At 56.4% G+C, this 25,082-nt stretch carries 19 protein-coding genes; 12 read left to right on the forward strand and 7 right to left on the reverse strand.

What is annotated here, in order from left to right; genetic code table 11:
* Nucleotides 1-112 precede the first annotated feature (112 nt).
* Nucleotides 113-1,273 (forward strand): FprA family A-type flavoprotein, encoded by a 1,161-nt coding sequence (locus DXD39_RS00735; RefSeq protein ID WP_187361794.1) that lies wholly within the window; start codon nucleotides 113-115, stop codon nucleotides 1,271-1,273.
* Nucleotides 1,274-1,340: 67 nt separating this feature from the next.
* On the opposite strand, the gene DXD39_RS00740 is transcribed toward DXD39_RS00735, so the two are convergent.
* Nucleotides 1,341-2,144 carry a DeoR/GlpR family DNA-binding transcription regulator gene (locus DXD39_RS00740; protein WP_117802842.1) on the reverse strand — a complete coding sequence of 268 codons (804 nt, stop codon included), beginning with the start codon at nucleotides 2,142-2,144 and terminating at the stop codon, nucleotides 1,341-1,343.
* Nucleotides 2,145-2,479: 335 nt separating this feature from the next.
* Between DXD39_RS00740 and DXD39_RS00745 the strand changes: the two genes are divergently transcribed.
* The gene (locus DXD39_RS00745) at nucleotides 2,480-3,337 is read left to right on the forward strand and encodes a class II fructose-bisphosphate aldolase (RefSeq protein WP_117802843.1); all 858 of its coding nucleotides are present in this window, start codon (nucleotides 2,480-2,482) and stop codon (nucleotides 3,335-3,337) included.
* A 322-nt stretch (nucleotides 3,338-3,659) separates the two neighbouring features.
* Here the strand turns inward: DXD39_RS00745 and DXD39_RS00750 are convergent, their stop codons facing one another.
* The 3 genes from DXD39_RS00750 to vsr form a co-directional block, all read right to left on the reverse strand.
* Nucleotides 3,660-4,283, reverse strand: a complete 624-nt coding sequence (locus tag DXD39_RS00750) for an HAD family hydrolase (RefSeq protein WP_089572377.1) — start codon at nucleotides 4,281-4,283, stop codon at nucleotides 3,660-3,662.
* Nucleotides 4,284-4,339: 56 nt separating this feature from the next.
* Nucleotides 4,340-5,269, reverse strand: a complete 930-nt coding sequence (locus DXD39_RS00755; protein ID WP_158565377.1) for an AraC family transcriptional regulator — start codon at nucleotides 5,267-5,269, stop codon at nucleotides 4,340-4,342.
* 498 nt (nucleotides 5,270-5,767) lie between these two features.
* On the reverse strand, nucleotides 5,768-6,757 hold the full coding sequence (vsr, locus tag DXD39_RS00765) for a DNA mismatch endonuclease Vsr (protein ID WP_117802846.1): 990 nt from the start codon (nucleotides 6,755-6,757) through the stop codon (nucleotides 5,768-5,770).
* Between the two features lie 144 nt (nucleotides 6,758-6,901).
* Between vsr and DXD39_RS00770 the strand changes: the two genes are divergently transcribed.
* From DXD39_RS00770 to DXD39_RS00785, 4 genes are all read left to right on the forward strand, one after another.
* Entirely contained in the window at nucleotides 6,902-7,687 is a 786-nt protein-coding gene (locus DXD39_RS00770) for an ABC transporter ATP-binding protein (RefSeq protein ID WP_006234847.1), read from the forward strand.
* Nucleotides 7,677-9,878 carry an ABC transporter permease gene (locus DXD39_RS00775; protein WP_117802847.1) on the forward strand — a complete coding sequence of 734 codons (2,202 nt, stop codon included), beginning with the start codon at nucleotides 7,677-7,679 and terminating at the stop codon, nucleotides 9,876-9,878. The genes DXD39_RS00770 and DXD39_RS00775 overlap by 11 nt, the downstream gene beginning before the upstream one ends.
* 462 nt (nucleotides 9,879-10,340) lie before the next feature.
* Entirely contained in the window at nucleotides 10,341-12,074 is a 1,734-nt protein-coding gene (locus tag DXD39_RS00780) for a LuxR C-terminal-related transcriptional regulator (RefSeq protein ID WP_199572113.1), read from the forward strand.
* 124 nt (nucleotides 12,075-12,198) lie between these two features.
* Nucleotides 12,199-14,112 (forward strand): ATP-binding cassette domain-containing protein, encoded by a 1,914-nt coding sequence (locus DXD39_RS00785; protein ID WP_147327732.1) that lies wholly within the window; start codon nucleotides 12,199-12,201, stop codon nucleotides 14,110-14,112.
* 676 nt (nucleotides 14,113-14,788) lie between these two features.
* On the opposite strand, the gene DXD39_RS00795 is transcribed toward DXD39_RS00785, so the two are convergent.
* Nucleotides 14,789-15,754 carry a response regulator transcription factor gene (locus DXD39_RS00795; RefSeq protein WP_117802848.1) on the reverse strand — a complete coding sequence of 322 codons (966 nt, stop codon included), beginning with the start codon at nucleotides 15,752-15,754 and terminating at the stop codon, nucleotides 14,789-14,791.
* Between the two features lie 330 nt (nucleotides 15,755-16,084).
* Here DXD39_RS00795 and ptcA point away from each other — a divergent pair, with 330 nt between their 5' ends.
* From ptcA to DXD39_RS00815, 5 genes are all read left to right on the forward strand, one after another.
* Nucleotides 16,085-17,158, forward strand: a complete 1,074-nt coding sequence (ptcA, locus tag DXD39_RS00800) for a putrescine carbamoyltransferase (RefSeq protein WP_117802849.1) — start codon at nucleotides 16,085-16,087, stop codon at nucleotides 17,156-17,158.
* A gap of 133 nt (nucleotides 17,159-17,291) precedes the next feature.
* A complete protein-coding gene (locus DXD39_RS00805) occupies nucleotides 17,292-18,731 on the forward strand; it encodes an APC family permease (RefSeq protein ID WP_022093785.1) in 1,440 nt (479 codons plus the stop codon).
* A gap of 368 nt (nucleotides 18,732-19,099) precedes the next feature.
* A complete protein-coding gene (locus tag DXD39_RS00810) occupies nucleotides 19,100-20,305 on the forward strand; it encodes an agmatine deiminase family protein (RefSeq protein ID WP_022094159.1) in 1,206 nt (401 codons plus the stop codon).
* Nucleotides 20,306-20,704: 399 nt separating this feature from the next.
* Nucleotides 20,705-20,887, forward strand: a complete 183-nt coding sequence (locus DXD39_RS10060) for a hypothetical protein (protein WP_147327489.1) — start codon at nucleotides 20,705-20,707, stop codon at nucleotides 20,885-20,887.
* Complete coding sequence (locus tag DXD39_RS00815) at nucleotides 20,877-22,286, forward strand: APC family permease (protein ID WP_117802850.1); 1,410 nt, start codon at nucleotides 20,877-20,879, stop codon at nucleotides 22,284-22,286. The genes DXD39_RS10060 and DXD39_RS00815 overlap by 11 nt, the downstream gene beginning before the upstream one ends.
* Before the next feature lie 35 nt (nucleotides 22,287-22,321).
* On the opposite strand, the gene DXD39_RS00820 is transcribed toward DXD39_RS00815, so the two are convergent.
* Both DXD39_RS00820 and DXD39_RS10355 read right to left on the reverse strand, forming a co-directional pair.
* Complete coding sequence (locus DXD39_RS00820; RefSeq protein WP_117629864.1) at nucleotides 22,322-22,513, reverse strand: hypothetical protein; 192 nt, start codon at nucleotides 22,511-22,513, stop codon at nucleotides 22,322-22,324.
* Nucleotides 22,514-22,912: 399 nt separating this feature from the next.
* Nucleotides 22,913-23,716, reverse strand: a complete 804-nt coding sequence (locus DXD39_RS10355; RefSeq protein WP_255413567.1) for a LuxR C-terminal-related transcriptional regulator — start codon at nucleotides 23,714-23,716, stop codon at nucleotides 22,913-22,915.
* Nucleotides 23,717-23,894: 178 nt separating this feature from the next.
* Here DXD39_RS10355 and aguA point away from each other — a divergent pair, with 178 nt between their 5' ends.
* A complete protein-coding gene (aguA, locus tag DXD39_RS00830) occupies nucleotides 23,895-25,016 on the forward strand; it encodes an agmatine deiminase (RefSeq protein ID WP_117802852.1) in 1,122 nt (373 codons plus the stop codon).
* Nucleotides 25,017-25,082: the final 66 nt, after the last annotated feature.

The raw sequence follows: 25,082 nt of genomic DNA on the forward strand, positions 1-25,082 counted from the left end.
CTCGGCGTTGCATATCAATAACAATCGGTAAGGATGCCGGCAGATAGCCGTGACTATGAAGGCGAGTGCTATGATAGACGGGTTCATTTGTCTATCTAGGAGGCTTTGCCTGATGGAGATCACCAAGGATATCCGCTACATTGGCGTTGACGATCATGACATCGACCTGTTCGAGGGCCAGTACGACGTGTCCGAGAACGGTATGGCATACAACAGCTACGTTATCTTGGGCGAGAAGATCGCTGTCGCCGATTCGGTCGATGGCGGATTTGTCGACGAGTGGCTCGGCAACCTCGAGACCGTACTCGACGGCCGCACGCCCGACTACCTGGTCATCCATCACATGGAGCCCGATCACTCCGCCGGCATCGCCGCCTTTATGGAGCGCTATCCCCAGGCGCAGATTGTGGCAAGCATGGGCGCCTTCCGCATGATGGTCAACTACTTTGGCACCGACTTCCCCGAGCGCAAGATGGTTGTCAAAGAGGGCGACGTGCTTGATCTGGGTGGCCACAGCCTGACCTTTGTCGGCGCCCCCAACGTTCACTGGCCCGAGGTACTCTTCTCCTACGAGGCTACCGACAAGGTGCTCTTTAGTGCCGACGGCTTTGGCAAGTTTGGCGCCAACGACATCGAGGATCCGGAAGGGTGGGCCTGCGAGGCGCGCCGTTACTACTTTGGCATCGTGGGCAAGTTCGGCAAGTTTGTGCAGGCCGTGCTCAAGAAGGCCGCCGATTTGGACATCCAGATCATCTGCCCGCTTCATGGCCCCGTGCTGACCGAGAACCTGGGCTACTACCTCGACACCTACAACACCTGGTCGAGCTATCAGCCCGAGGACGAGGGCATCACCATTGCCTACGCGAGCGTCTACGGCCATCTGAAGGCTGCCGTTGAGGAGCTTGCATCTGCGCTCGAGGCTCGCGGCCAGAAGGTTTCCGTCTTTGACTTGGCTCGCGACGACATGGCCGAGGCCGTTGAGGACGCGTTCCGCTATGACCGTCTGGTACTCGCTTCCATTACCTATCAGGGCGAGATCTTCCCATTCATGAGCACCTTTATCCATACGCTTGCCGAGCATGCCTACCAGAACCGTACGGTGGCGCTCGTCGAGGGCGGCTCCTGGGCGCCCGCAGCTGCCAAGATTATGACCAAGGAGCTCGAGGGTATGAAGGACATCACCCTGACGCAGAACAAGGTGACCGTCCTGGGTTCGCTCAACGACGCCTCGCGCGCTCAGATCGAGGCCCTCGCTGACGAGCTCTCCAAGTAGCGATACGTTCACGTTTAACGCTCAAACCACCACAAAGGGGACGGTGAACCTTTGTGGTGGTTTTTGTTTAAGCGCCGGCGATGAGGAGATTTGGGCGGGCGTTGTCGACGATTTCGGCGATTGAGGTGGCGACGGCGTGATCGGGGTCACGGTCCATCACGATGGCGTTGACGTCGGTCAGCTCGGCAAAGCGGTACATGCCACGTCCGTTGACCTTACTGGCGTCCATGAGGGCGACACTTTGACGAGCAGCACCGACCATAGCCGCTTTGGTCTCGGCCATCTGCGGAAAGTCGGTCGTAAAGCCGCAGCCGGGAACGAAAGCGCCAGGGCACATGACGGCCAGATCGGCATGGACCATTTGGAGCGCCTGCATGGTAAGTGGGCCGTACAGATAGCGATGGCCTTTGCGCAGTGCCCCGCCCAGCATGACGACATCGACTGAGGGCATGCTCTCGTCGATGTAATCGGCAATGGTAATGTCGGCCGTGATGACGGTGATGCCATCGCGCTGGTCGAGGAGCCGAACGAACTCGAGTGCCGTGGTGCCGGAGTCGACAAGCACCGTGTCGCCGTCGTTAACAAGCCTGATAGCGCTTTGGGCAATGGCCTGCTTGGCGGCGACATTGACGTTGATGCGGCGATCCTGGGTGGATACGGTCAGTCGCTTCTGGAGCGACACGGCGCCGCCATGCGTGCGGCGCAGCTTGCCGGACTCGGCGAGCGCGTCTAGGTCGGCGCGGGCGGTAACGGAGGACACGCCAAAGGTCTGGGCGATTTCTGCTACTTGCACCGAGGCGTTATGTTCGAGCATCTCCATGATGGCGGCACGCCGCTCATCGGCGAAAGCTCGGGTTGTTGCATAGGCCATATCCGCTCCATCATCGTCTGATATTTGCAGGAATTGTGTTGAGTCTATTTTCGTTCATTTTCTTTTTAAGTAAGAAAACGCCTTTCGATTACTTACTTTTTCTATAAAAGAAAGACGTTTAACGCCCAAAATTCAATATCGAACACGCCCACTCAGCTCCAATTCCTTCCGTTTACTTTTCAAAAGCGACTGTATTGACCTGCATGGGCTCAATATCTCGCACATGCATACCCGCTGAATTTCATACAATGAGCGCAGCAAAACGCAAGGTAAAACGCCTTGCGGACACGTACGCCCGATGTCCAGATGCGGGCGAGGGAGAGGAGCAAACGCTCATGGCACTTGTTACCACCGAAAAGATGCTCAAGGACGCTCAGGCCGGCCACTACGCCGTCGGCGCGTTCAACGTCGAGAACCTCGAGTTTGTTATGGCCGTTCTGGCTGCTGCCGAGGAGACCAAGTCCCCCGTCATCATGCAGACCACCCCGGGCACCATCAAGACCGCTGGTCTGGACTACTTCTACGGCATGGTCAAGGCTGCCGCCGAGCGCGCTTCCGTGCCCGTTGCCCTGCACCTCGATCACGGCGATGGCTATGACCGCTGCATGCAGGCTTTCCGCACGGGCTACACCTCCGTCATGATCGACGGTTCGCACGAGTCCTTCGAGGACAACATTGCCCTGACCAAGTCCGTCGCCGACGCTGGCCGCGCTATGGGCGTGCCCGTCGAGGCTGAGCTTGGCAAGGTTGGCGGCAAGGAGGACGACGGCCCCGCGGTTGAGGGTGAGAGCCCCTACACCGATCCGGCCGAGGCCAAGGAGTTCGTCGAGCGCACTGGCTGCACCTCCCTCGCTATTGGCGTTGGCACCAGCCACGGCGTGTACACGAGCGATCCGCACATCGAGCAGTCCGTGGTCAAGGCCATCCGCGACGCCGTCGACGTGCCGCTGGTTCTGCACGGCACCTCCGGTGTGCCCGATGAGCAGGTTGCCGAGGCTGTGAAGAACGGCATCTGCAAGGTTAACTACGCCACCGAGCTGCGCCAGGCCTACACCAAGGGCTTCATGACCTACATGGCCGAGAACCCCGCCTGCTTCGACCCCAAGAAGCCGGCCAAGGAGGGCATGCGTGAGATCACCGAGCTGGTTAAGATCCGCATGACCAACCTCAACTCTGTGGGCAAGGCAGAGTAACAGCAAGGGTACTCCGACTCGCTACATATCCCGGGGAGGGACGAGGACTTAGTTCCCCAATCGTCCTCGGGCATGCAAAAAGCCTCGCTGCGCACTTCGTGCGGCGAGGCTTTTTGCCCCCTGCGGAAAGATTGGGGAACTAAGCCCTCGTCCCTCCCAGGTTGACCTACTCGAGGTCGTCGCCCTTGTGGCGTTAGGGCGGAAAATAATAAGAAGCCTTCGCGCTGCGGAATGATTTTGGAAACTAAGTACGGGGACCCGCCCAAGCCGTTCTGCTCAATCGCCCTTGTGGTGTTGGGACTGAAAGGGTGGGACGCGTGGGTTATTTGGTTGTTAGGGTTAGTAGGTCGTTGGGGGTTTTGAGGTTGTAGGTGGCGTTTGGGATATCTTGGTGTGATCCCCATGCTGCTCGGGCAAAACTGACCCCTGCTGAAGTTGCGCATTGTTCATCGTAGACGGTGTCGCCAACGTAGACGACGTTGCCAGGATTCGCGCCCGCACGTCGGAGATATTCGAGCATGGGTGCGGGTGCGGGTTTATGTTCGGTTGTGTCTTCGACAAGGATGATGTGCTCAAAATACTTATCGAAACCAAGGGGTGCAATTTCTTTTGCGTATTCGTCGCGCGCACGTGAGGAGACGATACCAAGTTTGCAGCCGCTATCGGCGAGTGTTGCGATGACTTCAAGCAAACCTGGAAACACGCTGATGGTGCTTTTAAAGCTGGCGGCAACTTGGCACCAGCGATCCAACGTTGCCTGCGAGTAGATCCCAAGTTTCTCAAGGGCATCCTTGCCGGGTATGCCGAGGGCAAAGTCAAGCTCGTGTCGGGGAAGCGTTTTGCTGGTCTCTTCTTGGACAATCTGGACAAGCGATGACAGAACGCTTTCTTCTGTATCTGCCAATGTCCCATCAACGTCAAATACGATATGGTCAAAGTGCTTCATATGATTGCTCCTCTCTGTTGTTTGCCTGCAAGTTTGATGCAGTGACAGAAGAAGGGCTAGCGGGATTTCTGCCTGGTGCTATCGAGATTCTGCCTCGCTGCTCGATAGCTCGAAGGAGTGCACCCCATTTGTTCTTTAAATACCTGGCCAAGATGGCTTGCTGTTATAAATCCGCATTGGCGCGCGACTGTCTGTACCGTTCGCGTGGTGTGTGCCAAAAGTTCGCAAGCACGGTTTATGCGGTATGCGCGTAGATATGCCGCCGGGGTCGTTCCTGCACAAGTTTCGATAATGCGGTAACACTCTCTTTCGCTTACGCCGGCTGCAGATGCCATCTGGGGCACATCTATAGCGGCTGCATAGTTTGCGCGGATAAAGTCCAGGATTGCCTTGAACTGTACGTCGCGGCTGGTCATCCAAGAGGCGCCGTCGGAAGAAAAGAGCGGTTCGGTCTTGGCGTTAATCTGAATCCAGAGCTCTGACAAACTATTTCGAAGCGCCATCTCGTTCTGCGGCCGTTGAAGGTCGTGGCTAAAGGAGCTCTTCAGCAAATCGATAAAGGGCATATCGTCGGGATTGGTGGGCGACCATTTGAGCACATCGACGCCTCGACATTGAAGCAATGGGTTGATGTAGCGCTTTTGGAGACGTCCCGCGGGATCGCCGAGCATCGACGGCTGAAAGATATGCAGCATTTGAATGGCTGGCGCCGAATTGGGTGATTGCAGCGTGCTGTGCAAAACGCCGCCGTTGATAAAGCCGGCGGACCCTTCCTCAAAGCGTACGTGCTCATGAGCCGCGTGCGTTCGATAGTCGATCGCTCCCTGCTCCATGTAGAAAAGCTCAACTTCGGAATGCCAGTGCCAGGGGACGGAATTGCCCAGATAGCGAGCGAATTCTGCGCGTTCGGCAATATAGGGCCAGTCTTCGGCGGTCTCGGGAAACGCTTCCTCGCGTCCTCCGCGGTGCAATTCTATGTGATCCATGTTTCGCATGGCATCAGTATAAAGCGCGATGGGCTTAGATTGCTCTTGCCTGTTCGGGGAACGCCTTGTCTAGGGATGCTTGGAGCTTCTCGAAGGATGCTCGTAAGTTGAGGCTCTGATCGGCTGAGCGCTTGGTTTTTGTGGTGGGGGAGTCGAGGAGGCCGTTTCTCTGTGTCGGGGGGAAGGAGAAAAGGTCTGCATGTTTTAGGGATGGCTGCTGTGCTGCGTCATTGGAAGAATGCATGCTTATGCGGCCTCCTCGATGTCCACCAAAAGATTGCGCGCGGGGTTTGCTGCTAGGTCCCGTGCGTTGGCAGTATTATGCCGCGGCCGTCGCAAAGAAGCGCTAAAGAAAGGCTTAATGAGGTTTGGCGTTACGATGAAACCGCAGGTCAGAGGTATCGAGTAACACTCTTGAAAGGTTTTGAGCTTAAGGGCTTTCTAAGGTTTGTGGCGCGGATGTGGCTCGCCTGTGTGGGGTGTGTGGACGGCTCGTCCCTAGCGCTGCGGCTCTGCGGCGCGCACCTGCTCGATGACCTTTTCCATCGTGGCGTCGATGCGGTCTTTTTTGAGCTCGCATTCCCAGATGGTTATGGGTGTCCAGCCCATTTGAGTGAGTGCTGCCACGGCAGCGCAGTCGCGCTCGACGTTGCGACGGAACTTTGCCTCCCAAAACTCAACGTTGCGCTTGGGCTGGCTGGGATTGCACTTGGGACAGCGATGCCAAAAACAGCCGTTGACAAAAATGGCGATCTTGCGCCCGGGGAAGGCGATGTCGGGCTTGCCAGGTACCTTCCATTCCAAACGATAGCCCGTGAGGCCTGCTGCCCGCAGGCGCTGGCGAACGAGCAACTCGGGCTTGGTGTTGGCGCGCTTGTTTCCTTTCATGGACTTTTTTATCGCGGCGCGACGGCGCACCAGTTCGCGCTCGTCGGCGGAAAGGTCCGAGGTGTCGATGCCGTCCAGCAGGCCGGGCTTGGGGCGCATTTTGCTGCGGCGCTTAGGTTTGCGCTTGGATTTGGCGGCAGGCTCGTCAGCCGTGGCGGTCTCGGCGTCGTTGGTGCTGCCGTTGGCCTCAAGCCGGTCTTCCTTTAGCTCAATCAGTGCATCGATAAGCCCCTTGTCGGCGGGCATCCACTCCACCGTGGCAAGCGAGGTGCGTGGAATCCAGCGGATATCGAGCTGACGGTCGTGCTTCTGGGGCTCGCCGGACTCTTTAGCCAGCGAGCAGTAATAGCACTCCATTGAGAGATGAAAATCGGGGTAGTCATACTCAACGGTGTAAAAATCACGCAGGTTGGTAACGTTTACCTGCAGCTCTTCCATAAGCTCGCGGCGCACGGCGTCTTCGGGTGTCTCGCCGCGCATGAGCTTGCCGCCTGGGAACTCCCATAGTCCCTGCATGTCGCCGTAGCCGCGCTGCACGGCAAGCAGCTCGTCAGATCCATCCTTGCGAATGATCCCAGCGGCAACATGAACAGTCTTCAACAGGAGTCCTCTCTCCACATCAACACATGGCAGGCTACCCTTACCTTACACAACGGTAAGGCAAGCGTAAGCCATATCGATGGTAGCCGACTCGGCTCCTTGCGACTATAGATGCCGTAGACTAATCGCAAGAAAGGACTCGGTATGCAAACCACGCACATGGCGACCCCGGTACTGGAGGTCGCGCATCTCGAAAAGGTATATGGAGCGCTGGGCAACGTGACCCGCGCGCTCAACGACGTCAGCTTTACCGTCAACCGCGGCGAATTTGTTGGCATCATGGGCGCCTCGGGCTCGGGTAAGTCGACGTTGCTCAACTGCGTCTCGACCATCGATAGCGCCACGAGTGGCACCATCCGCATCAACGGCCAGGATGTGACGCGCATGAAGCAGGCCAAGCTTTCGCAGTTCCGCCGCGAGGAGCTCGGCTTTATCTTCCAGGACTCCAACCTGCTCGATACGCTCACGGCACGCGAGAACATCGCCCTGCCGCTCACCATCGCCCGCACAAACTCGGCAGAGATCTCGACCCGCGTGCAGGATGTAGCCGCGCGTCTGTCTATCAGTCAGGTGCTCGACAAGTATCCCTACCAGATGTCCGGCGGTCAGCAACAGCGCGTTGCCGCGGCTCGCGCACTCGTCACCGACCCAACTATGATCATGGCCGACGAGCCCACCGGCGCCCTCGATTCCAAGAGCGCCCGCCTGCTGCTCGAGAGCCTGGAGGCGCTCAATCGCCGTCTGCGCGCCACCGTGCTCATGGTCACGCACGACAGCTTTGCCGCCAGCTACACGAGCCGTGTGCTGTTTATCCGCGACGGCAAGATTTTCACCGAGCTGCGCCGCGGCGACACCGACCGACGAGAGTTCTTCGACCGCATTATGGAGGTCGTTGCCATGATGGGCGGTGAGGGCTCCGATGCTCTGTAAACTCGCTTGGGGCAACGTCCGCCGCGCCGGCCGCGATTACCTTGTCTACTTGCTGACGCTCACCTTGGGCGTCACGGTCTTCTATGCCTTCAACACCGTCTCGATGCAGGTCGACATTGCCGGCATCAAGGAGGAGGGACTGTCCGAGCTCATGGGCAGCATGCTCGGCTACCTGACGTACTTTTTGGCCGGCGTCATGGCCTTTTTGATGGTGTATGCCAACAACTTCATCATGAAGCGCCGCAAAAAGGAGTTCGGCCTGTACCAGGTGCTCGGCATGCGCCGCGGGCGCGTCGCCACGATCATGGCGCTCGAGACCGTATTTGTTTCGGTCGGCGCTTTTGTCGCCGGCATTGTGCTGGGCGTGGGGCTCTCCCAGCTCATGACATTCTTTACGGCCTCGCTCTTTAAGACACAGATCGCTAATTTCCACTTCTTTTTCTCGGTGCATGCGTTCAACCTGACCCTTGCCTGCATGCTCGTGATGTTTGTGCTTACGCTACTGCTGAACCTTCGCGCCGTGCGCCGTACCAAGCTCATCGAGCTTATGGGCGCCGAGCGGCGCAACGAGAGCATCAAGACGCGCAACCCCTGGATTGCGATCGCCATCTTTGTCGTGGGCGTGGTGCTGGTGGGCGTGGCCTATTACCGCCTGTTGCGCAATGGGTTCCCGCTCACCGCGACGGAGGGTAAGCTGCAGGAGGCCATGAACCAGTTTGGTATCACCACGGCCATGGTTACGGTGGGTACCTTTGCCCTGTTCTGGGGCCTTTCGGGCATGCTTATCAAGCTGCTGCAGAGCCTACGCAGCGTGTATTGGCGCGGCCTCAACATGTTTACCGTGCGCCAGCTTGCGGCCAAGGTCAACACGGTGTGCTTTTCGATGGGCGTTATCGCGATGATCCTGTTTCTGGCCATTACCTCGGTGACCTGCGGTATGTCGATCGCCAACGTGATGAACGAGAATCTGGAGCGCTATAACCCTGTTGACGTGTCTCAGACGTATGTCTATTACACGCCCGAAACGCTCGACTACTACAAGGAGTATGTCAATCCGTCTGAGGCCGATCGCATGGTGCTGGCCGATGCAACGGTCGATTTGTACGCTGCATGGCATGGCGAGCGCAAGTCGGCGGACAACAACGATGAGACAGGCAAGAAGGTCAATATCGCCGATGTTGCCGGTGAGCATGTGCAGATCGATTCGTATCTGAGTTACCCGCTTGGCGGCTCGGGCCCCTCGGTGGTGGCGGGTGAGATGTGCAAGGCCATGGGAGAAAAGCTTCCCAAGGCGCTCGAGGGAAGCAACGCCGATGCGATGGGTCTGTATGTGACGCCGGCGAGCCAGTACAACAAACTGCGCCAGATGATGGGCGAGGAGCCGGTGAGCATTGGCCGCGACCAGTATCTGCTCACGTGTGATATGGGCGGTGAGCTGGGCGACCTGTACACCAAGTATATGGCTGGCGGCCATACCCTCACCTTGGACGGGCATGAGCTCAAGCCCGCAACCGATAAGTCGGACGAGGACACGGCGGCCATCGCCAACTCGGCGATGGGCAGCAATCCCGGTACCGTGGTCGTAGCCGATGAGCTGCTGTCCCAGCTTAATCTGCAGCCGTATTCCAGTAATCTGCTCGTTAATTACAAACAGGGTATGGATACGACCGAGGCAGACGAGAGCATTAAATACACCTTGCTCGATAATCTGCTCGTTGACGGCAAGGAGCCGGGGTCGTGGGGAGTCTTCATCACGCGTTCCGAGATGTACACGCAAGCAGCGCAGATGAACGGCATGATTAGCTATCTGGCCATCTACATTGGCTTTGTACTGGTCGTTGCGTGCGCGGCGATACTGTCGATCCAGCAGCTCTCCAATGTGGCCGACGGCAGCCGCAGCTATCGTGTGCTGGCACAGATTGGCTGTGACGACCGCCAGATTCGTCATTCGGTGATGGCGCAGCAAGCGGTATTCTTCCTGTTCCCGCTGGCAGTGGGCCTGGCGCACTCCTTTGTGGCGCTCAAGGTGATCATCGAGCTGGTGAGCATATTCGGAGATATGAGCATCGCCGGCACCGTGGGCCTCACCTGCGCGATTTTCCTGGCGGCCTATGGTGGCTACTTCCTGGTAACGTACCTCATGAGCGCCGGCATGGTACAAGCTGCCATCGCCACCCGCTACAGTGAGTAACAGACGGGCAAAACCGTCGCAAAATCAGAGCGAATAACCGCCGCGAAGGGAGTCCAGCTCCCTTCGCGGCGGTATTTTGCGTATCTAGAGCATCTCAGATGCAAGTGAGTAGGCTTTTTTGGATCTGCCGAGCACATCGCGGCAAGTGCTCAATAAAATCGCAGGTCAGGGCTGTGGCGTTTTGAGGTGTGCTCGGCATCCCGCCAAAAGCCTACTCACTTGGTTTTTACCGCTAGAAGACCGCCGCGAGGGAAAGCAGCTCCCTCGCGGCGGTTGGCGTTTGCCCAGATAAAACCTGCCAAAACAAACCTGTCCCTTTTTAGCAGGTTATCGCTTCCAAAAGTGGAGGATCAGCGTGGTGCCTTTTGGTGGAGGGGGGATATTGATTAATTCGGGTAACATTTTTTTAACGCCGGGAACGATGTTAAAATACCCAAAATGCTATCTAGGAGCTTTGATTTTATGGCAACCGAGGCAGCTACCCTGCAAAACGTGACGCGCTCGTTCCTCTGGCATTCAATTATGTTGTTTATAGGGGCGGCTGGTCTGTATTGTGTGGCGCCAAGTATTTATACGGGCCTTTCTGGCACCGTTCTTATCGGTCTGCATCTGTTTTCGGGCTTCTGTGTGGGCCTCATCTCTCGCCCTGTGAGACCGGGTATTTCCAAAAGGCTTTTTGGACTTATGCTCGTAGACATTGCACTTCTTGTGATGTACACGATATCTCTTAATGTCTTTCATCAATTTCATGTTGTGGTTTCGGCGCTCGCGTTCATTTTGTTGTTACTAGCCCCCTTGCTTGTCGCTTGCTGTTTTTGGGTGCTTGGCGGTGAATTCGCAAACATACGTGCGGGATTAAAGGGGAAACATGTGGCCGATGGCTCTGCTCTCCACGGGTATCCTGAGCTCGCACTTTACAGCCCCGTTGTGCTCTTGATTGCTTTGCTTGTTGGCCTTCAGTTTCTTCTCGTCCCGTTGATGGACTCCATCGGTTCTTTCCTTTCCGTTAACGCCGAGATGGGGGTTGCTGCCTCGCTCGTCGAACCTCTTGCGTTTGGTAATGCCGCCGTTATTCTCGATACGGATTGTTTGTTTTCGCGCAATATAAACATCGGGGCTGTGCTCCTGAGCTTTGGTGGGCATCAAGAGATCGTATTGCTTCTGGTTACCGTTTTGGGCAGTATCCTTGCCAGGGCCATAACGCGATTTTTCCCCGACTTAACGAGCGCTTTTTCTGCGGCCGCCAAATTAGGAGGAAAACACTCTGCAGTTGCCGATATCCTTACGGCTTCGGGTTTTTCTCAAAGGGAGTCCGCGGTTTTCTCTATGAGGATAGAGGGAAAAACGTACGAGGAGATTGCTTCTGCCTTGGACATTTCCCCGTCTACTGCCCGTACCTATTTGTCGCGGGCCTTGACTAAAACCGGATATAAAAACATTTCAGAGGCGACGGCTGGACTTCTCTTGTCAAAGGATGCGTGGCATCTTGACGCAACAAAAGGCCATGATCACCGTTCAGAATCGCTGGGGTCCTCATCGTTCAATCAGAACTGCAGGATAGTCTTCGTCTGCTTCCTGTTTATGTATGCGTCTGGAATGGGCATCGAGGAAATCCTCGTATGCTTCGGCTTTGAGCATGATGCGATAATCCTATCGATAGCTATAGTGCTTGTGGCCCTGTGTTGCCGTGCGGCTATACGGTGGATGTCTAAAATGCACTTGTGCCTTTCGCCTGAACTCACCCTTTCTTCGGTGTCTGTGGGTGCTGGAGCAGCGTTCTGGGTTCACGATGTGGTAAGCCGACTGTACATTTTCTTTGAGTCCGTTGGGAGCGGTGAGGCCGTTGGCGGCCTTATGCCTGCCTTACGCGTGACTGCGTTCCTTGTCGTACTTATCCTTATGGCTAATTCGCTGCTATTCTTGCGTTCGAAAGATACGGTTCGGGTGGGTGATCGACGCGATACCGTGCGTGAGGCCTTCTTGAGGCTTGGTTTCACGCCGCTTTATGCCGATATCATGACATGCGTTTTTGATGGCAATAGAACCACCGAGATTTGCGCACATCTTAACGTTGCTCGGGGAACCGTCAAAGAGGCCAAGAGCAAGAGCTATGCCTTGCTTGGAGTTCACTCGGAGCGTGAACTTAGAGATAGGGTTTTTAGTCTTATGGCAGATGTTATAGAAAATAGCAGGTAGAAGCCTGTAGACAAATAAGATTGTAAATCCATCCTACACGTCTACAGACAGTTCTGACGATGAAGGCGATACTTCCGGACAACGGGTCCGACGACTCGTGTGTTGCGAACCGGAGGTGCTTGCTGTGAAGACCTGTGATTGCCTCACATATGTACGGCTTAATTTAGAAGTTCTTGCGCGCAACCGGGGAATTATGTTGCTGACGGCGCTGCTCGCGCTCGTATTCTGCATCCCGGTATTTCTATCCGTTCCAACGGGAGCAGATTATCTATATGGTAGAGCTTCCATCGAAGACCAGAGAGCCCTTTTGGTCTCTCAAGTCTCTGACGGCGTTTATGACACTGCCCCACAGGAGCTCAACAGCATCATTGCCGACGAAAGGGCGTGCCTTGATCGGGCGCTTGAAAGCAAGGCGGACTCCAGAGAGTATTACGATGCGATTGCCGATTACGACAATCTATTGCTCAAGGAATACCGACTCGGTTATTTGAATGGTGTTGATTCGGAGTTATCGCTTGAAGCCCAAGAACGTCTTCCCCGAGCCATATCGATGCTGGCCCATCCGGAATCGTACGACTCAACAACAAAAATGCCCGGGATGATCCTTCTCGCATATTATTGCGGCGCTGTTCCTGCAATAGCGTGGCTTTTGGTCCCGGTCCTCGTCCTCTATATGTCGCTTGAGGGGGATGGAAAGCGGTTCTACGATCGAGCGTTGTTGTCAAAGTTAGAGATGAATGCATGCCGCGTTCTCGTCTCTGGTATTGCATCGATGCTGGTTTTGGTTCTGGCGTTGGCTCCCTGTTTTGTATTGGCAACGGTGTTTAACGGTGTAGGTCAGACAGAGTACCCAGTCGTATTCATTCAGTATGGTGACGTAGTCGAAAGAACTGTGTTAGTTCAGCTAGGGCTATTTGCCGTCTTTGAAGCTGTGCTGTCGATGATGTTTGCTTGCTTGGGCGTGTGCGTGTACGCCGGAAGCAGAAACAGGGCCATTTCGTCCATGGTGATCGCTCTTGTGGGGGGCATAAGCCAGCTTCCGTTTTATGCGAGCAAAGATGCTCCATGGCATGCGTTGCTGCCGTATATGGTGTCGAGCTATTCTGCCTCTTCGTTTGCGCTCGGCGGCGCATCTTACGCCAATGGAGCGGAGGTATCTCTCGTTCCTGAAGCCAGTGCATCGCACTGCCTCTTTGCCGTGATGGGCGCGTTTGCTGTTTGCGCGTTGGGGGTCATTTCGTTTTCGCGTCTAAAAAGCAAGAATCGCTGGGCCTGGAACCATATTCGCCCGGATAGTTTGGGCGAGAAAAGCTTGCTCTCTCTGTCGCTGGATGCGTTGACGGTTGGAAAAAACCAGCTGGTAAAGGGATTGCAGTTTGATATGCCCGCTGGCCAGATATGGGGTCTTGTCGCGCCAAATGGACATGGCAAGACTACGCTACTGAATACTCTTTGGGGAGATGCTGGGCCATCAGTGCGCGTGTCAGGTTCTCTCTGTTTTCATGCAAAAGTATGCGTCGACCGTGAGGAAATGAGAAAGGTATTCTTTTTGGTTCCGAATAGGCCGTCGCTATTGATTCCATACATGACCGTCGCTTTTCATCTCGACCGATGCAGGAGAATTTGGCATTCACCTCGCACTTTGGACCAAGTGCTTGATCGCTTTGACTTGACTGGGTTGAAGAATACGCCCGTATCTAGGCTGTCTGATGGAAATAGACAATTACTTAATGTCGCGATGGCGTATATGTCCTATTGCGAAGTCGTCCTTTTGGATGAGCCCATGAATGCACTTGATGTGAGACACGTTGCGATTGTTTCGAATGCTCTTAGAGATGAAGCGGGTAGAGGAGCACATGTCATTATCTCTTCTCATCTTATCGGAAACCTCGAATCGCTCTGCGATGCCTCCGTATTGCTCACAGGGGATGACTCGCGTGTCGTTACCAGAGAAATGGGAGGTGATTCGAAGTGGATCGGTAATGTATACGCGCAGCTTTTCAAGACGAACGACAGTAAAACTAGGAAAGGAAGATAACCATGAAACGCCATGTAACGAAGAACTTTGTGAAGGCAATGTTCGCATGTTTTATGCTTACCCTGTCGATGGTCACAATTCCCGTTTGTGCGACGGCGAAACCAGATGCAGGTTCTGTCGCGCCTTGTCGTCTTGTGACAGCGGACGTCTTGGACACTTACAAGTCGTTCTCCACTGCGAACCACCCGAGCGAGAATGTTGATTGTTTCGACCAGACATACAAGAGGCTGTCTTTCAAAACTTCGTATTCTCGTACGGGGCAAACGATTCTCTATACGGGTGCCGCGTTAAGCCCACGCGGCAACGGGATGCCCGGGTTTGAGACAAAATATCAGTGCACATATCGTACCTGGTAGACAACTCTAGGATCGGATCTCTCCGAATAACTTTGTGGCGGACTTGTTTAACGCTACCGCTCCTTCGTTTATCTCAATCTGTAACATCTGACTGGCAAAAACGCTTCTACCTGTTACAGATTGAGATTATTCGACGCGCGTTCTGTAACTCGTCTCGATCTGTAACAGTAAGACGGCGATTTGGTCTCCATATGTTACAGATTGAGACGAAAGAAAGCGTGAGCTAGAAAACCGCCGCGAGGGAAAGTAGCTCCCTCGCGGCGGTTTTGGCATTTGCCCAGATAAAACCTGCCAAAATAAACCTGTCCCTTTTTGGTAGGTTATCGTTTCCAAAAGTGGAGGATCAGGGTCGTACGGTTTTGCTGCTCGGTTTTGACCAGGATGTTGTGGATGTGGGTCTTGACGGTACCCACGGCAAGGAAGAGCTCGTCAGCGATCTCTTGGTTCGATTTGCCCAACACAACCAGACGCATGACTTCGGTTTCGCGGTTGGAGAGCTTGTAGGCGTTGCGATAGAAGGGCATCTGCTCTTCGATGTGTCGATCAAGATCGCTGACGTTCTTTTCCTCGGGCGCCTCCTGCATGCGAATCGAAAGCACGTGATAGGCATAGATGATCAGCAGAATCGCAAAGTAGCACGCAAAGATGTTCTCGCTAAAGTTGCGCTCGGACAGATATAGTTGCAGCCAAGAGGGCGCCAGACTCATGGGGACAATCAGAATGTTGTAGAAATCCTCGGCAACGATGCAACCGACCAGAATAGCGCCGATAATCAGGTGCTTTCGTTGGTTGTTAACGCGTGCCTTCAGCTCGACTTGTGTGCTCTTGCGTGCCGTCCAAAAGATATATAGTCCCACGAAAACAAGGAATACCTGACGCATCGTGTAGTAGAGCCATTGATGAATGGGGCCGTAGGGGACAGCGACGATAATCAGCAGCTCGCTCAGCAAGAACGTTGCGACGGGAATGACAAACTGCTTTTTTGAATGCTTGTCGAGCAAATCCATGGCAATGAGCCAAATAAAAGCCTGCGAAGCGGTCGCCACAAAGGTCCGCAAAACAGGCATGGTAATTGAGTAATAGTCGCTGGCCGGAAAACTCTGGTTTTGCAGCGTGTATTCAAAAAAGAAAATCTCGGTCATCTCGATGGCATAGCAGATAAATACGCCGCTGCCATAGATAAAGAAGCGTCGACGAGATGAGGCATAGGCGGCAAGCGAGAGCACCGCCGTCACAATACAGATCACGAGTATCGCTAGGGTATAGAAGAACATCAGGGTGTTCATCTGTCACCGTCCCATCTCATTTATTCTATGGCCGAGCCCTGTATACCTTGTGGGATATAGACGTCTCAACCCTTCGTTTCATTGCGGATTAGGCGCCGAGATACAGCATAGCCGTATACCGTTCGCGGTTCTAGATGGTAAACCCCCTGTAAACTCTTGACCTGCGGGTTTATATAGGTTTAGAGGGGGTGTAACTCCGTGAACGGTCTTTAATCCCGAATAAACTAGGTAAAAATTGCATACGGGTGAATGATGGTCTTGTCAACACGAGGCGTGATGTACGAGCGCCTCATAGTAATAGTCGGCAAGACCGGCGGAAAGGAAATCGACATGGCACTGCCTAAGGATTTCATCGACACCAACGACTTCACCAAAGAGCAGATCCTGGCTATCGAGGATCTTGGCCTGGCAATGAAGAAGGCCATCAAGGTTGACGGTTATTATCCGCACCTGCTCCGCAACAAGAGCCTTGGCATGATCTTCCAGCAGGTCTCCACCCGCACTCGTCTTTCCTTCGAGACCGCTATGACCGACCTCGGCGGCCATGCTCAGTTCTATGGCCCTGGCACCATCCAGCTCGGCGGTCACGAGTCCCTGGGCGACACCGCTCGCGTTATGGGCTCGCTGCTCGACATCATGATGGCTCGCGTTGACCGTCACAAGGACGTCGTCGGCCTCGCCGAGGGCTCCGCTGTGCCCGTCATCAACGGCATGTCCGAGTTCAACCATCCCACGCAGGAGATGGGCGACCTCATGACCATGCTCGAGAACCTCCCCGAGGGCAAGAAGATCGAGGACTGCACCCTGGCCTTCATCGGCGACGCCACCCAGGTCTGCGTCTCCCTCATGTTCATCGCCTCCAAGGTCGGCATGAAGTTTGTCCAGTTTGGACCTAAGGGCCACCAGATCCCCGACGGCGGCCTGCGCGTTGGCACCGTCGAGGAGCGCGCCGAGTTCGGCAAGCAGATGATGGCCATCGCCGAGGAGAACTGCAAGGTCTCCGGTGGCTCCATCGTCATCTCCGACGACATCGAGTGCATCAAGGGCGCCGACTTCATCTACACCGACGTGTGGTATGGCCTGTACGACGAGGAGGTCTCGGGCGAGAACTACATGGACGTGTTCTATCCCAAGTATCAGGTCACCATGGACATGATGAACTTTGCCGGCCCCAACTCCAAGTTCATGCACTGCCTGCCGGCCACCCGCAACGAGGAGGTCGTCGACGAAGTCATGGACGATCCCGAGCGCTCCCTGTGCTGGGTCGAGGCCGAGAACCGCAAGCACTCCATCCGTGCTCTCCTTGCCACCCTGGGCAAGCGCACCCCGCTCAACGACGAGGGTGTCGAGTACTCCGCCAAGGCTGAGCTCCACGCCGCTCTCGAGGCTCTCGAGCAGCTCTAAGCCTCAAGGCTTCTAAAAGCACGTTTGCGGGCGGCGGATGCTCGTCTCCTGTCGCCCGCTCACCGAGGCCCAAGCAATTGCCTTAATACCTTAGGGCCTCGGATCTGTCCAAGACTGAGCGAAGGAGCTCATCATGAGCGACGGAAAGAAAAAGCTTTCCTTCTTGACGGTCATTTCGACCATCATCTGCGTCGTCTTCGTTTGCGAGGCCGCCGCTCCTGCTGCTGCCATTGGCAACCAGCAGTTCTTCTGGTGGATCTTCCTGATCCTGACCTTCCTGCTTCCCTACGGCATGGTTGTTGCCGAGCTCGGTACCACCTATGATGGCGAGGGCGGCATTTACGACTGGGTACGCGATGGCCTGGGCGACAAATGGGGCGCCCGCATCTCGTACTACTACTGGGTCAACTACCCGCTGTGGATCGCCTCGCTGGCTACCATGTTCCCCGACATTTTGGGCATGGTCTTTGGCGTCGAGTTCAACTTGATCGCCAAGATGGGTATCGATCTTGCCTTTGTGTGGATCGTCTATCTCATGGGCCGCTCCAAGGCGGCCGACTCCGAGTGGGTCCTTAACGGTGGCGCCATCATCAAGGTCGCCGTCGCCGTTATCGTTGGCGCTTTGGGCATTTGGTATGCCATGGAGAACGGTTTTGCGAACGACATGTCCGCTGCCACCTTCCTGCCCGAGCTCACCAACACCAACGCTCTCGGTTACCTGTCGATCATCATCTTTAACTTCATGGGCTTCGAGGTCATCTGCACCATGACCGACGACATGGCCGATCCCGCTCGCGATATCCCCAAGGCCATCATCGTCGGTGGCCTGTCCATCGCCGTGATCTACCTGTTCGCTGGCTTTGGCATCGGCGCCGCCGTGCCGGCCGACTCCATCGATCCCGACTACGGCATGATCGTCGCAGTCCAGACCATGGTGGGCGACTCCATGATCTTTAAGGTCATCTGCATCGCCTTCCTGATCACCCTGTTCGCCAACATGGCCGCTTGGTCCTTCGGCGTTAACTCCGTTGCTCGCTACGCTGCCGAGCACGGCAACATGCCCAAGGTCTTCGCCTCGATGATCTCGGATGACGACATGCCCAACGGCGCCAACCTGGTCAACGCTGTCGTTGCCTCCCTGGTGCTGTGCCTGCAGCTCGTTCCCATCGACGCCATCTCCAACGGTGTCTTCTGGATGCTCTTTGGCACCTCTGTCGTCTTCCTGCTGTTGACCTACATCCCGATGTTCCCGGCGTTCCTCAACCTTCGTAAGAACGACCCCAACCGTGAGCGCATCTTCACGTTCCCGTTTAAGGGCGCCATGATGAAGGTCATGCTGGCCATCCCCTGCATCGAGCTGGTTCTTGCCATCGTTGCCACGCTGATCCCGTTCTCCGCTGCTGAAATTGGCGACAAGGTCCCGATGATCGTTATCTTCATCGTGCTCGTGCTCATCGGCGAGGTCGTCCGCGTCGTCAGCGCTAAGGGCCGCGAGACCGAGTACAAGGGTCTCACTCCCGAGCTGGCAGCTCAGCGTCTCGCTGAGGAGGCCGCCGAGGCCGAGGAGAACTAGAGCACCCGGTTCTGGGGCTCCAACCCTCCTCGTGTACCAACGCGCGCTTCGTCGGGCTTGTCGCTCCCGACTCCGGGCACTCTAGCCTCTTCGGAGGCGTGTCCAAGCGACAGGTTTGCTAACCATTCCCCCGGGGTGGGTGTGAGCGATAGCTCCGGTAACCACCGCCCACCCCAATCTCTCTTCCGTATCCTTCGTGCGTTTTGTCTCCGCGCACTTGGTTACGTCGTCGCTTGCCGGTGCGATTCCGTGAAAACCGGCACCGGGCGCCCCGACCTTTGCCGGGGAACGGGCGCCTACCATCTCTTGGTTTTAGGCTGCGGGTAACCCGCCCGCAGCAAGCGATCGTTCGATTTGGAGGAAATCTTATGCGTACGATCACCGAGTCCGAGTCCACCCCCAAGGCCGACGGCTTCTTCATGCCCGCCGAGTTCGCCCCGCAGGATCGCGTGTGGATGGGCTGGCCCCACCGCACCGACACCTGGGCCCACGGCGCCAAGCCGGCCCAGAAGCAGTATGCCGCCATCGCCCGCGCCATCTCCGAGTTCACCCCGGTCTATATGTGCGCCAACCAGGTCGACTACGCCAACTGCAAGGCCGTCTTCGAGAACGACGAGAACGTCACCGTCATCGAGATGACCACCGACGACGCCTGGTTCCGCGACACTGCCGCCACCTACGTCATCAACGGCAAGGGCGAGAAGCGCGCCAACCACTGGCACTTCAACGCCTACGGCGGCCTCGTCGACGGCCTGTACTTCCCGTGGGACAAGGACGAGCAGATCGCCCTCAAGATGGCTGAGCTCTCCGGCTGCCGCCGCTATCGTCCCGACGACATGATCCTCGAGGGCGGCTCCATCACCGTCGACGGCGAGGGCACCCTTGTCGTGACCGACCAGTGCCTGCTTTCCCCGGGCCGCACCTGCTCTGCGGTTCTGGAGGAGGAAGAGGATCCCGAGTCCATCTGGCCCAAGTACCGCAAGAAGTTTGAGCCCTGGAGCGAGGAGCTTCGCGCCTACATGGACGAGCACCTCAAGGATTACCTGGGTGTCGAGAAGGTCATCTGGGTCAAGGAGGGCATCGACCCCGAGGAGACCAACGGCCACATCGACGACGTCGCCACGTTCATCGCGCCGGGCGTCATGGCCTGCATTTGGACCGACGATCCCGAGTATCCGTTCTACGAGCAGTGCCACGCTGCCTACGAGACCCTCTCCAACGCCGTCGACGCCAAGGGCCGCAAGATGAAGGTCTACAAGCTCTGCATGCCCGTGAACCCGCTGTTCATGGACCAGGCTTCCTGCGACACCATCGACGCCGACGAGAACGCCGAGCCGCGCGTCCCCGACGAGCCGCTGATCGCCTCCTACATGAACTACCTCGTGACCAACCACGGCGTTATCGTCCCGCAGTACGGCGACGAGAACGACCAGCTGGCCGTCGACACGCTCCAGAAGATCTACGACGAGGTCTGGGGCGAGGGTGTCTACAAGTGCGTCGGCGTTCAGTCCGAGCAGGTCGTCTTCGGTGGCGGCAACATCCACTGCATTACCCAGCAGGAGCCCTCGGCGTAACTCAGGCACGCCACCTTGGCGTTCACTCGTCGCTTACGTAGCGTCAGTACGCTACGCTCCTCGTTCGCGCCAATCTGGCGCACCTGAGCACGCCGAGTAAACGTCTGACTTTCCGAGCCGTGATGCTTCGGGAACCCAGCCGATCAATCGGACGGTCGGTGAATCGGACCATCTCGGGGCATTGATGGTCGGTTTATTCGATGTCTTGGTCGGCTGGGTTTTTCTTTGGGCACTCCGTTGCCTCCACTTCGGAGTGCCCGCCTCTTTGATTGAGTACGCGTCTGATCTGGGATTTATTGCGGGTTAGGCCAATTGTTCGCTTGAATATCCCAGGTCAGACGCGTCTTCAATTGCCAAAAGATTCCGGTCGCAATCGCGGCCGTTTTGATCGGAGTATCTATGTACCAGCGTATCGTTATCTACACGCGCCTGTTCCGCGAGCGTTGGTCCAACAATTGCATCCTCTCTTCTCTTTGGGATGGCACCTGCACCGGTGACGCGGCCTGCAACCCTACCTTGGGCTGCGCCTTCGGTACAGATGCCATCCTTTTTGCTGTAGGGGGAGCGTGCCGTGGCAGGTAAAAAGTTCTCCCTGTTCGAGGTCATCCTCTCGGTTATCTGCGTTGTCTTTACCATCGAGGCGGCCGCTCCGGCATCTGCCATGGGTAACGTGCAGTTCTTCTGGTGGATCTTCCTCATCATTACGTTTTTGCTTCCCTATGGCCTGGTGGTGGCCGAGCTCGGTACGGCGTTCGATTCCGAGGGCGGTCTGTACGATTGGGTTCGCCTGGGCTTGGGCGACCGTTGGGGCGCTCGCTGCTCCTGGTGCTATTGGGTCAACTTTCCACTGTGGGTGGCAAGTATCGCCTGCATGTTCCCCAGTGTCATCAATGCGGTATGGGGCATCGAATTTTCGCTTGGGGTCCGAATTGCCATCGAGCTTGCCTTTGTGTGGGGCGTCACGGTCATGGCAATGCAGCCGGTGGCCGAGGCCGATTGGGTCATGGATGGCGGCGCCGTCATCAAGGTGCTCATTACCGCCGTGGTGGGAATCGTCGGTATCTGGTTTGCCTGCAATAACGGCTTTGCCAACGATATGTCGTTTAAGACCTTTGTCCCCGATCTGGGAGACACTAACTCACTGACGTATCTTTCAATCATCCTATTCAACTTTATGGGCTTTGAGGTGGTCGCGACCTTTGCCAGCACGATGAAGAACCCATCGCGCGATATCCCCAAGGCGGTTATCGCCGGTGGCGTTGCCATCGCGGCGATCTACATTATCTGTGGCGTCGGTATTGGAGCCGCGGTTCCCACCGAGCAGCTTTCACTCGATTCGGGCATTGTGGACGCGGTTGCCGCCATGGTGGGGCGCGCTCACCCGCTGACGATGGTCGTGGGCGTGGCCTTTTTGGTGACGCTGTTCGCCAACATGATCTGCTGGAGTTTTGGCGTCAACAACGTGGCGAGCTATGCCGCGCGCCACGGCAACATGCCGCGCCCCTTTGCGCTGGTGTCCAAGAAGACCGGCATGCCCAACGGCTCAGCACTCATTAACGGTTGTTTTGCCAGCTTGGTGCTGCTACTTCAGATTCCGCTGGGCGAAGGTTCCGACGTCTTTTGGGTTTTCTTCTCGATGAACGTCGTCTTTCTGCTCATGAGCTATATCCCGATGTTCCCGGCGTTTTGGCGTCTGCGTAAATACGACGGTCGCCCGCGTGTGTTCCGCGCGCCCTTCGAGGGCAAGGTGCTTGCGGTAGCGCTTGCGGTGCCGGTGGTAGAGCTCGTGCTTTCGATTGTTGCGACAATCGTGCCGCTTAACAGCTCGCCCGCCGAGATGTCAAAGTTGCCGATCCTCATGGGTGTGGTGATCGGCGTGTTGCTGGGCGAGGTTTCGCGCCTCATATCGCGCCGCGGCCGCAGCATCGACAATCCCGGCGTTGGCGCAAGGGGGACAGGTCGCTTTGCGCCAAAACAGTAGCGCCGCGAGTTGTGCGGTGCTAGTTGCATCTTGGATTACTGCTCACGCTGCTCGGGATCAGATGCGAGCTTGGGTGCAAAGTAGGGGACGTGGCCCAGGTAGGGGCAGCTGTCCTCGCGTGATTCGACGACGCAGGGGATATCTTCGTAGGTGAGTGAGTCGCTCAGGCGGGCGATGGTCTTGGCGGCAGGAGCGACGAGCATCTTGAGCGGTGCGATAGGCGCCATGGCATCTCCTTTCTTGCATGCGACCCGTGTTTTGGCGCGAATGTATACGCCGCCAGTCTAGCATTCCGCCGAGGAGAGCTCCAAACCACCACAAAGGGGATGGGCAGATGCAAGTGAGTAGACTTATTTGGATATGCCGAGCACACCGCGACAAATACTCAATAAAACCGCAGGTCAGAGCTGTGGCGTTTTGGGGCGTGCTTGGTCTCCTACAAAAAGCCTACTCACTTGGTTTTTCTGCTAGAAGACCGCCGCGAGGGAAGGCAGCTCCCTCGCGGCGGCTGACATTTGCCCAGATAAAACCTGCCAAAATAAACCTGTCTACTCTTTGAGCCAGAGCCGACACTAATTCAAATGGCGAAATCAAAGGGCGTTCTCCGCATGGAGGGCGCCCTTTTTTCATCGCAGGATGTTTTGCACGGCAGTCATAAGGCCCAGGCGGTTGCCGACGCCGAGCTTGCGATAGATGGCGTTGATGTGCTTCTTGACGGTTGACTCGCTTATGAATAGCTCGTTTGCCATCTGTTTGTTCGTTTTGCCGTCGAGCATGAGCCGCATGACTTCGGCTTCGCGCGGTTGGATATTGTGTTCTGTAATGAAGGCGTTCAGATGGTTTGTGTCTTCGGTCTGGGTGAGTTTAATGCCCCGAGGATAGAGGTTGGCGAGCGCGAGGCTCGCGTGCCGAGCGATTTCGAGCAGGATTGCGAGCTCGGTGTCAGTGAAGTCCCCGGCCGTGCGTTCGCGAAACAGGGTGATGCTTCCAAGTGGTAGGTTGTTGTGAGCAAGCGTGGCCGTACAGCCAAAGTAGACGCCCTGCGGTTCCATCCATTTGCGATAGATGGGCGTGGCATCGCGTCGCTTGACGTCGACGAGGTCGAGGTCGCGGTAGACGCCGACCTTATGTAAGTCAAAGCTCCATGTTGTATAGTCCATCGCGGCGTAGCGGTTGTAGTAGTCGCTCAGTGCGCGGTCGTCCATTCCGCTGCTTGCGGGGTGGACGTAGCGTGGGGCATCACTGCCCGCCGCCTCGATCAGGTCGAACATGGCGATCCGATGGGGCACGAGCCCTATCGTTCCCTCGAGGGTCTCCTTTTGCAGCTTATCGACACCGTGTGATGCGTGGATTGCAAGCGCGAGCTCGTTGAGAGCAGTCCAGGTCGTACTGTCCAACTCAATAGTCTGCTGTTTATTGCATGGGGGCATAGGGCGTCCTTTCCATTGCGGAACCCAGTATGTCATGTTCTCGGCCTGAATAGAACTTTAGGTCAGCGAATGGTGTGCCGTCGGTCGCTGAAAGGGGCTCGAGGGACCATTGAGAACATCTCGGTGCGGCCGCATCATGGTCTCGTCAAGCAAAAGCACCGAGATTTAGGAGCTTGAAATGAAGACCATCTACGAGAGTGAGTCCACACCTAAGAAGGACGGGTTCTATATGCCCGGCGAGTATGAGGAGCAGGAGCGCACCTGGATTTTGTGGCCGCATCGTTCGGATGTGTGGCGCTGCGGTGCCAAGCCGGCGCAAAAGGTCTTTACCGAGATTATTAAGACCGTTGCACGCTTCCAACCCATCACCGTTGGTGTCAATGCCGAGGATTTCCCTGCGGTGTGCGAGATTTTCGATGGCGTTGAGAACGTGCGCGTGATTCATATGGAGTACAACGACTTCTGGATCCGCGACCCCGGCCCGGCGTTTCTTGTCAACGACAAGGGCGACGTGGCACTCTCGCACTTCCACTTTAATGCTTACGGCGGTTTCATTGACGGCCTGTATTTCCCGTGGGACAAGGACGCTTCCATTGGCCTGCAGGTGGCACAGCTCGAGCAGGTTAACCGCTATCGTCCCGAGGATTATATCCTCGAGGGTGGCTCGTTTAACTGCGACGGCCAGGGCACCGTGGTGACCACCGAGATGTGCCTGCTCAATGAGGACCGCAACCCCCAGTACACCAAGGAGCAGATCGAGGAGAAGCTTGCCGAGTACCTGGGCATCGAGAAGGTCATTTGGATCAAGGATGGCATCGACCCGTTTGAGACCAACGGGCACGTGGACGACGTCGCATGCTTTAGTGCGCCCGGCGAGGTCTGCTGCATGTGGACCGATGATCCCAACCATAAGTTCTACAAGGAGTGCCAAGAGGCGTATAAGACGCTTTCCGAGACGACGGATGCCCGTGGCCGCAAGCTCAAGATCCACAAGGTGATTATGCCTGCGACCTCGGTATATATGACCGAAGAGGAGGCCAGCACGATTGACCCCGTCGAGGGCGTGCTGCCGCGTACCCCCGAGGATGCTTTCGAGCCGAGCTACCTCAACTTCCTGCCCATCAACGGCGCAGTGCTTGTACCGCGGTTCGGCGATCCCAATGACGCCCAGGCGCTCAAGGATATCCAGGCTGCTTATCCGGACCGTGAAGTCATCGGTATCATGACTCGCGAGGTTATCTACGGCGGCGGCAACATCCACTGCATCACCCAGCAGCAGCCCAAGGCGCGCTGTAAGTAGAGGCGGTTGCACGGCACACGGGGTAGTGTCGATATGACCTGGGGCCCGCTGGCGCACACGCTGGTG

This window comes from Collinsella sp. TM04-29 (assembly GCF_003466565.1).
Classification (GTDB): Bacteria; Actinomycetota; Coriobacteriia; order Coriobacteriales; family Coriobacteriaceae; genus Collinsella.

Excerpts from the sequence above, each read along its gene's own strand:
- DXD39_RS00750 (WP_089572377.1), bottom strand. The coding sequence starts at position 4,283 with ATGAAGCACTTTGACCATATCGTATTTGACGTTGATGGGACATTGGCA.
- DXD39_RS00745 (WP_117802843.1), top strand. The coding sequence starts at position 2,480 with ATGGCACTTGTTACCACCGAAAAGATGCTCAAGGACGCTCAGGCCGGC.
- DXD39_RS00775 (WP_117802847.1), top strand. The coding sequence starts at position 7,677 with ATGCTCTGTAAACTCGCTTGGGGCAACGTCCGCCGCGCCGGCCGCGAT.
- DXD39_RS00820 (WP_117629864.1), bottom strand. The coding sequence starts at position 22,513 with ATGGCGCCTATCGCACCGCTCAAGATGCTCGTCGCTCCTGCCGCCAAG.
- DXD39_RS00735 (WP_187361794.1), top strand. The coding sequence starts at position 113 with ATGGAGATCACCAAGGATATCCGCTACATTGGCGTTGACGATCATGAC.
- ptcA (WP_117802849.1), top strand. The coding sequence starts at position 16,085 with ATGGCACTGCCTAAGGATTTCATCGACACCAACGACTTCACCAAAGAG.
- aguA (WP_117802852.1), top strand. The coding sequence starts at position 23,895 with ATGAAGACCATCTACGAGAGTGAGTCCACACCTAAGAAGGACGGGTTC.
- DXD39_RS00810 (WP_022094159.1), top strand. The coding sequence starts at position 19,100 with ATGCGTACGATCACCGAGTCCGAGTCCACCCCCAAGGCCGACGGCTTC.
- DXD39_RS10060 (WP_147327489.1), top strand. The coding sequence starts at position 20,705 with ATGTACCAGCGTATCGTTATCTACACGCGCCTGTTCCGCGAGCGTTGG.
- DXD39_RS00770 (WP_006234847.1), top strand. The coding sequence starts at position 6,902 with ATGCAAACCACGCACATGGCGACCCCGGTACTGGAGGTCGCGCATCTC.
- DXD39_RS00740 (WP_117802842.1), bottom strand. The coding sequence starts at position 2,144 with ATGGCCTATGCAACAACCCGAGCTTTCGCCGATGAGCGGCGTGCCGCC.
- DXD39_RS00755 (WP_158565377.1), bottom strand. The coding sequence starts at position 5,269 with ATGGATCACATAGAATTGCACCGCGGAGGACGCGAGGAAGCGTTTCCC.
- DXD39_RS00780 (WP_199572113.1), top strand. The coding sequence starts at position 10,341 with ATGGCAACCGAGGCAGCTACCCTGCAAAACGTGACGCGCTCGTTCCTC.
- DXD39_RS00795 (WP_117802848.1), bottom strand. The coding sequence starts at position 15,754 with ATGAACACCCTGATGTTCTTCTATACCCTAGCGATACTCGTGATCTGT.
- DXD39_RS00805 (WP_022093785.1), top strand. The coding sequence starts at position 17,292 with ATGAGCGACGGAAAGAAAAAGCTTTCCTTCTTGACGGTCATTTCGACC.
- DXD39_RS10355 (WP_255413567.1), bottom strand. The coding sequence starts at position 23,716 with ATGCCCCCATGCAATAAACAGCAGACTATTGAGTTGGACAGTACGACC.